The sequence below is a fragment of the Solemya elarraichensis gill symbiont genome (assembly GCF_002021095.1).
In the GTDB taxonomy this organism is placed as follows: domain Bacteria; phylum Pseudomonadota; class Gammaproteobacteria; order Chromatiales; family Chromatiaceae.
Window position 1 is genome coordinate 1 of sequence record NZ_MPRK01000238.1, and the last position, 7,169, is coordinate 7,169.

Annotated in this window: 4 protein-coding genes and 3 pseudogenes; all 7 read right to left on the reverse strand. The window is 52.2% G+C overall.

Going from position 1 to position 7,169, the window contains the following annotated elements:
• Positions 1–145: 145 nt before the first annotated feature.
• Entirely contained in the window at positions 146–979 is an 834-nt protein-coding gene (locus BOW51_RS09585) for a Tll0287-like domain-containing protein (RefSeq protein WP_078477525.1), read from the reverse strand.
• 159 nt (positions 980–1,138) lie between these two features.
• Positions 1,139–2,047 (reverse strand): annotated as a pseudogene (locus BOW51_RS09590) (prephenate dehydrogenase); the annotation flags it as partial.
• A pseudogene (locus tag BOW51_RS09595) lies at positions 2,038–3,038 on the reverse strand (pyridoxal phosphate-dependent aminotransferase). The pseudogenes BOW51_RS09590 and BOW51_RS09595, both read right to left, overlap by 10 nt.
• Positions 3,039–3,044: 6 nt before the next feature.
• Entirely contained in the window at positions 3,045–4,133 is a 1,089-nt protein-coding gene (pheA, locus tag BOW51_RS09600) for a prephenate dehydratase (protein ID WP_167367316.1), read from the reverse strand.
• Positions 4,134–4,142: 9 nt separating this feature from the next.
• Positions 4,143–5,230 (reverse strand): annotated as a pseudogene (locus BOW51_RS09605) (phosphoglycerate dehydrogenase).
• 41 nt (positions 5,231–5,271) lie between these two features.
• Complete coding sequence (gene serC / locus BOW51_RS09610; protein WP_078477528.1) at positions 5,272–6,354, reverse strand: 3-phosphoserine/phosphohydroxythreonine transaminase; 1,083 nt, start codon at positions 6,352–6,354, stop codon at positions 5,272–5,274.
• A 50-nt stretch (positions 6,355–6,404) separates the two neighbouring features.
• A partial coding sequence (locus tag BOW51_RS09615; protein ID WP_281252883.1) for a DNA gyrase C-terminal beta-propeller domain-containing protein occupies positions 6,405–7,169 on the reverse strand: 765 nt, incomplete at its 5' end.

Here is a 7,169-nt window from a genome sequence, read left to right on the forward strand (position 1 = left end):
GGTTCCTTGAACTGCCCTACGCTTTTGAAGAATCAGACTGAGCGATAGATACACACCATATTTTTGCTATCCGGAAACAAAAAGGCCCCGCTATTAGCGGGGCCTTTTCTGCCGGGTCAAGCCCGGGGTGACGTGTAAGAGATACTTACAGGGTTTTTGTCACCACGAATGCGCCACGAATGTCGCCTTCCTTGAAACCACGAGCATTATCTTCAGGATAGAGCTCGTCGAGTTTCATGGTCACTTCGTCCTTGATCTCGCTGCCGTGACAGTTGAGGCAAACCTTACCGGTCGGAATCGCCTTCATCATGCGGAACTCCTGGCTTCCGTCTTCCTGGGTAACGATAGTCTTGAACACCAGCTTGTCGATCGGCTCACCATTGGCAAGACGCGCTTCAAACTCTTCAAGAACCGTCTGGTTCCAACCGGATGCTGCCTGGTCAGGATTGCGGTTCTTCAGTGAAACACGACCCAGGTTGTAACCTGTTTCTGCAGAGATATCACTGGCAATACCCGCTGTCTTTTCATTACAGACCTTGATCGCATGTGGTGCACCACCCTCTGACATTGCTGCTTTCAGCTCGCCCTGTAGGGTTCTGGCAAATTTCTTGATTCCTGCCGCAGCTCTTGCAGCGTGTGAAACCATCGGGTCATCAACGATGCCTGTTGCAACTGCCATATCGGCAGCAACGACTTTTGCCTCGTCGACCATTGATGCGGCTTTTTCAGTCGCTTTCTCGACACGCTCGTCACTTTTGACCTTTGCGATCATGTCGCTTGTTGCCTTGACAACGTCATCTTTGACGGCGATTGCTGCCTCTTTGGTTGCTTCAGCCGCCTTATCAATCTTATCTGCAGTTGTTGCTGCCGGTTTTTCAGCAGGCGCCGCCTGCTCAGTAGTCTGGGTTGATTCAGGTGCCTGTCCACAGGCAGTCAGGGCTACTGCAAGAATCGCAAGTGGAAAAAATGGATGCTTCATATTTCACTCCAGTTTGATTATTGGTATTGATTGCAGCCGGCCGGCGGCCGCGCCTGATAGGTATTCATCAGGACTTATCTTGATATTCTACCGCGATCTGTACTGTAGTAAATATGATATTTTTTTATGATTCTTAACGTGTAGATGTACTAAAGATGGTTATTCGGTAGGCAGGGGCTCAGTTTGCTGATTCAGCCCATCAACATAGCGGTCACGTGCTTGTTTAGCGTTGTTGAAAAGTGCCAGAAGACGATCCCCGTCGCGTGAACGAATCACGCTGGCAAGCTCTTTCATCTCCTCTGCATAGCTGTCGACAAGAGTCGAAACAGCATCACTGTTGGCAATACAGATATCCCGCCACATCGCCGGATTACTCGAAGCAATGCGTGTGAAATCGCGGAAACCACCGGCCGCGTAACGAAAAATATCCTCGGTATCACCAAGTCGGCTAAGCATATCGACCAGTGCAAAAGCCAGCATGTGCGGCAAGTGACTGGTCGCTGCAAGGATTCGGTCGTGGTCGACGACGAACATACGCGTCACTTCCGCACCACAGTAACGCCACATCGCCTGAACGCGCGCAATAGCGTCCTCGTCTGTCTGGCTGACGGGTGTCAGAATAATCCGGCGGTCCTTGTAGAGTTCGGCAAATGAAGCCTCGACACCACTGTTCTCGGTTCCGGCAATCGGATGTCCGGGCACGAAGTTTGGCAACACCCCGCCAAACACAGATGTGCAGTCCTCGATAACACTTCCCTTGGCGCTGCCGCCATCTGTAATCACTGCATTTTCTGACAAATGCCCTTTCATCGCTGCAAAAGTGGTGCGCATGGCGCTCAATGGCACCGCGAGAAAAATCATGTCGGCACCTTCAACAGCCTCTCCGACATTGTGTGTATAACGATCGATAACACCAAGCTCAACCGCTTTTTTCAGATTTTCCTCACCGCGTCCACAACCGACAACTTCACCGACCACGCCCTGCTTTTTGAGGGCACGTGCAAGGGAGCCGCCGATCAGACCAACACCGATTATCGCCAGGCGTTCGATTTTCATACTCAGAGTACCTCGCGAAGTGCTGCCAGGAGCATTTTGTTTTCGTTTTTGCTGCCGATGGTAATGCGCAGATGATTGGGTAACTGGTAGTTCGCTACAGGACGCACGATCACTCCCTTGTTCAACAGGGCATCGTAGATTTCACTGCCTGGACGCTCAAATTCGACACACAGGAAATTACCCACAGAAGGAATTGTTTTCAGGCCGAGTTCATTAAAGCCGGTCTCGAGTTGCTGCATACCTTCACTGTTTGTCAGGATGCTCTGCTTGAGAAACTCCTCATCTTCGAGTGCCTTCTCTGCCGCGGCAAGCGCCGGCAGGCTGACATTAAATGGCGCCCTGAGCCTGCCGATGACACCAAGCAAGTCAGGAGACGCTATACCGTAACCGACGCGTAGCCCGGCAAGCCCGTAGATTTTTGAGAATGTACGCGTGACGATCAGGTTAGGATAGTCTGCAACCCATTCGATACCATCGGGAAAACGTTCGTCTTCGACATATTGTGTATAGGCCTCATCGAGTACCACGACAACATCAGCAGGCACTCATGGCCATAGGGCATTTCGGCATGATCAGCAGGCAGTGGATCGGCAACTTTGGCAGTTGCACCACAGGCCTGCGTATAGATGGCATACATGGCAAAGCTGTGCGCAGAGAAGACTGCATTGACACCCGGACTGAGAAATGCGCGTGCCACCATATTCAGTACATCACTGGAGCCTGCACCGAGGATGAATGCTTCTGCGCTGACACCATGAAACTCAGCGAGACACTTCCTCAGTCTAAAGCCGGAATCATCAGGATAGAGATTCACATCACCCAACACCATTTGCGCCTGTGACCAGGCGAGCGGACTTGGGCCGAGCGGATTTTCGTTCGAAGCGAGCTTGATGGTCTCGACCAGGCCCAGTTCGCGTTCAAGCTCCTCAATCGGCTTTCCGGGAATATAGGGGTGCAGATCGGCAATACCGGGAGCTGCTTTTTCAAGCCAAGTCGTTTTCATAAATGGTCAGAGTACTGCTTCAGGATATGAGCCGAGTACTTTGCACATGCCAGCCTCGGTTTCGAGTATTTTGAGTGCTGCAGAGACTTCCGGATCATCAATGTGTCCGCAGATATCGACGAAAAAGACATAATCCCAGACGCCACGGCGTGATGGGCGGGATTCAATTCGTGACATGCTGATGCCCTGCTCAGCTAGCGGTGCCAGCAGGCGATGCAGACCACCCGCCTCGTTCTTTGTCGACAGCAGCAAACTGGTCTTGTTCTTGCTGCTAGGCGCAGCCTGCTGTTTACCGATGACAAGGAAACGCGTGGTATTGCCCGGCTCGTCTTCGATATTATGCGTTGCAATATCAAGCTGGTAGATTCTTGCTGCCTCGGAGCTGGCAATTGCTACATCTTTTCCTGTCTCGGCGAGATGACGTGCCGCCTCGGCATTGCTCGGATAAGGAACCCGTTCAGCATGCGGCAGGTTTTGATCAAGCCAGTGTCTGCACTGGCCGAGTGACTGCTGATGACTATAGACCATCTCTGCCTGTTTCCAGTCATAGCCGGGTGGAGACAGCAGGTTATGGTGTATGCGCAGAACAACCTCGCCACAAATAACCAGTGGTGAATTGAGAAACATATCCAGCGTGTGGCTAATGACGCCCTCGGTCGAGTTTTCGACCGGGACTACACCGTAATCACAAGAGCCGGATTCAATCTCGCGGAACACATCACCAATAGAATTGAAGGGAGTCGTGTTGACGGAGTGGCCAAAATGTTTGAGAGCAGCCGCCTGCGTAAAGGTACCGTCAGGCCCTAGAAAGGCAATCGACATCGGCTTTTCGAGTGCCAGGCATGCTGACATGACTTCACGAAACAGGCGCGCCATCTCCTCGCCATCCAGTGGTCCCTGGTTGCGTTCCTTGACCGTACGCAACACGTCCGCCTCGCGCTCGGGGCGATAGAAGAGCGCATCGTCACCGGAGGCAAGCTTGATGCGTGCGACCTCCTGCGCAAGCGCTGCACGCTTGTTGATTCGCTCCTGTATCTCCTCATCAACAGCATCAATCTGCTGCCGAATTGCGTCGAGTTGCTGTTTTTCCGTCATCTCATTCAATCACTTTTTGGTGCATCCAAGGCAGCGAACCGACAGCACGCCCTCAATTGACGCCATTGAGTCGATCAGACCTGCACTTGGCTCATCATCCACATCGACAAGAGTAACAGCAATCTCGTCATGTGACTTGTTGAGCATGTCCACGATGTTACGCCCGTCATCTGCGAGCAGAGTTGAGATCTGGCCAAGCATATTCGGAACGTTGCGATTAACAATAGCAATTCTGTGCCCGCCATTGCGCGGCAGGTTAATCTCCGGCAGGTTGACCGAGTTACTGATATTGCCATCTTCCAGGTAACAACGCACCTGGTCAGCAACCATGATGGCGCAGTTTTCTTCCGCTTCACGTGTTGATGCACCGAGATGCGGCAGGGTCAGACACTTCGTATGATCCTTCAGCAGGTTGCTGGGGAAATCGCATATGTAAGCATAGAGCTTACCGCTATCAAGTGCCTCAACTGCTGCTTCATCATCAATGATGCCGTTACGGGCAAAATTGAGCAGCACCGTGACAACAGGTCATCAACACTCATCGCCTGTTCAACGCCAGCCTCAAGTGCCCAGGCGCTCTTCACAGTAATGGTTGGATCATAGCCGACCACGTTCATACCCAGCGAACGCGCGGCATTTGCAGCCTTGACGCCGATAGCGCCCAGACCGATCACACCGAGCGTGCGGCCCGGTAATTCAAATCCGACATAGTTCTTTTTTCCCGCTTCGACCGCCTTGCCGATGACTGCATCATCACCTTCGAGTGAACGGGCAAAACTCAAAGCCTGGCCGATGTTACGTGCAGCCATCAACATACCGGCCAGAACCAATTCCTTGACCGCGTTGGCATTGGCACCAGGCGCATTGAAAACAGGAATACCGAGTTCGGTCATCTTATCAACAGGGATATTGTTGACACCGGCACCGGCACGGCCGATCGCCTTGACCGATTCAGGCAACTCCATATCGTGCATTTTTGATGAACGTACAAGTATCGCGTCCGGATGTTGTATTTCAGATGCGATTTCGTAGGAATCACGTGGCAGTCGCTCCAATCCGGCAACTGATATATTGTTTAATGTCAGTATCTTATGCATTATTTTTTACGTCTTTTGTTATATTGTGTTAAATCAGCCTTTCAGGCGTTTTTGCTTTCGAATTGCTGCATGTATTCGACCAGTCGCTCGACACCTTCACGCGGCATGGCGTTGTAGATACTGGCACGCATACCACCAACCGACCTGTGTCCCTTGAGAGTCATCAGGCCGACCTCCTGCGCTCCCTTGAGGAATTCAGCATCGAGATCAGGATTGGCCAGTGTGAACGGAACATTCATCCACGAGCGGCTCTCCTTTTGAACTGGATTGGCATAGAAATCCGAACCATCGACAGCATCATAGAGCAGCTGCGCCTTGGCCTGGTTGATACCGCCCATCGCTTCGAGCCCGCCAAGTCCTTTGAGCCATTTGAATACGAGACCGGCAAGATACCAACCATATGTGGGTGGCGTGTTGTACATGGAGCCGTTGTCAGCGTGAGTCGCATAACGGAACATGCTTGGTGTGGATTCGAGTGCATCGCCAACCAGGTCATCACGAATGATGGCAATGGTCAGGCCTGCTGGACCAATGTTCTTCTGTGCACCTGCGTAGATCATGCCGTAACGGCTGACATCGATTGGGCGCGACAGAATGGTTGATGACATATCAGCAATCAGTGGTACATCACCTGTTTCCGGAATATAGGGAAACTCGACTCCACCGATGGTTTCGTTCGGCGTGTAGTGCACGTAAGCGGCATCAGCAGAGAGATTCAGTTCCGCCTGGCTAGGCGTGCTTGAAAACGAAGTTCCTTCGGTTGTTGCTGCAATGTTGACATCACAGTAGCGCTTCGCCTCGGCAATCGCCTTCTTTGACCAGGCGCCTGTATTGATATAGTCAGCACCTGTCTTTGCGCCCAACAGGTTCATTGGAATCATCGCAAATTGTGATGATGCACCACCCTGCAGGAACAGCACCTTGTAGTTGTCAGGAATTGCCATCAGTTCACGCAGGTCGGCTTCCGCATCAGCTGCAATCGACATAAACTCCTTACCGCGATGAGACATCTCCATGACAGACATGCCGCTGCCGTTCCACTCGAGCATTTCGGCCTGTGCCTGTTCAAGAACAGCCTGTGGAAGAGCAGCCGGACCGGCGCTGAAATTAAAAACACGTGACATAGTTTATCCTGCTAGATATTAATAAATAGTATTGGAAATGACGAAGCCTGTTATTCCGCTGCTTCGTCACCTGTTGATTCTTCTGCGCCTGTCTCTTCAGAGGTCTCGTCAAGCTCATCTTCATCAGACTCAAGTGTCACCACTGGTTCAATCCCGATGAGATGTTCCTTGGCAGACAGCGAGATCAACTTCACGCCCTGGGCACTTCGTCCTGTGACAGAGACATCAGACACACGTGTGCGCACCAGGGTGCCACCGTCGGTGATCAGCATAATCTCGTCATCCTCATCGACGATAACGGCACCAACCTGCTTGCCGTTGCGCTCTGAAGTCTTCAACGAGATAACACCCATGCCACCGCGGCCTTTCTGAGGATAATCCTCGACAGGCGTACACTTGCCATAGCCGTTTTCTGATGCGCTCAGGATGCGCAAACCTTCACGTGCAATGATCAGGGATGTGACCTGGTGGCCTTTGCCCAGCTTGATTCCACGTACGCCGGTTGCGGTACGGCCCATACAACGAACCTGTGATTCGCTGAAACGCATCGCCTTGCCTTCAGTGCTAAAGAGCATGACATCCATGCTTCCGTCGGTGATATCAACCCCGATGAGTTTATCCTCATCGCGCAACTCGACGGCAATAATACCGTTGGCACGCGGACGCGAGAAAGCTTCCAGCGAGGTCTTCTTGACCACACCTGAACTGGTCGCCATGAAGACGTACAGATTCTCGTCATATTCACGCACCGGCAAGACTGCATTGACGCGCTCATCCTCTTCGAGAGGCAACAGGTTGTTCATCGGGCGGCCACG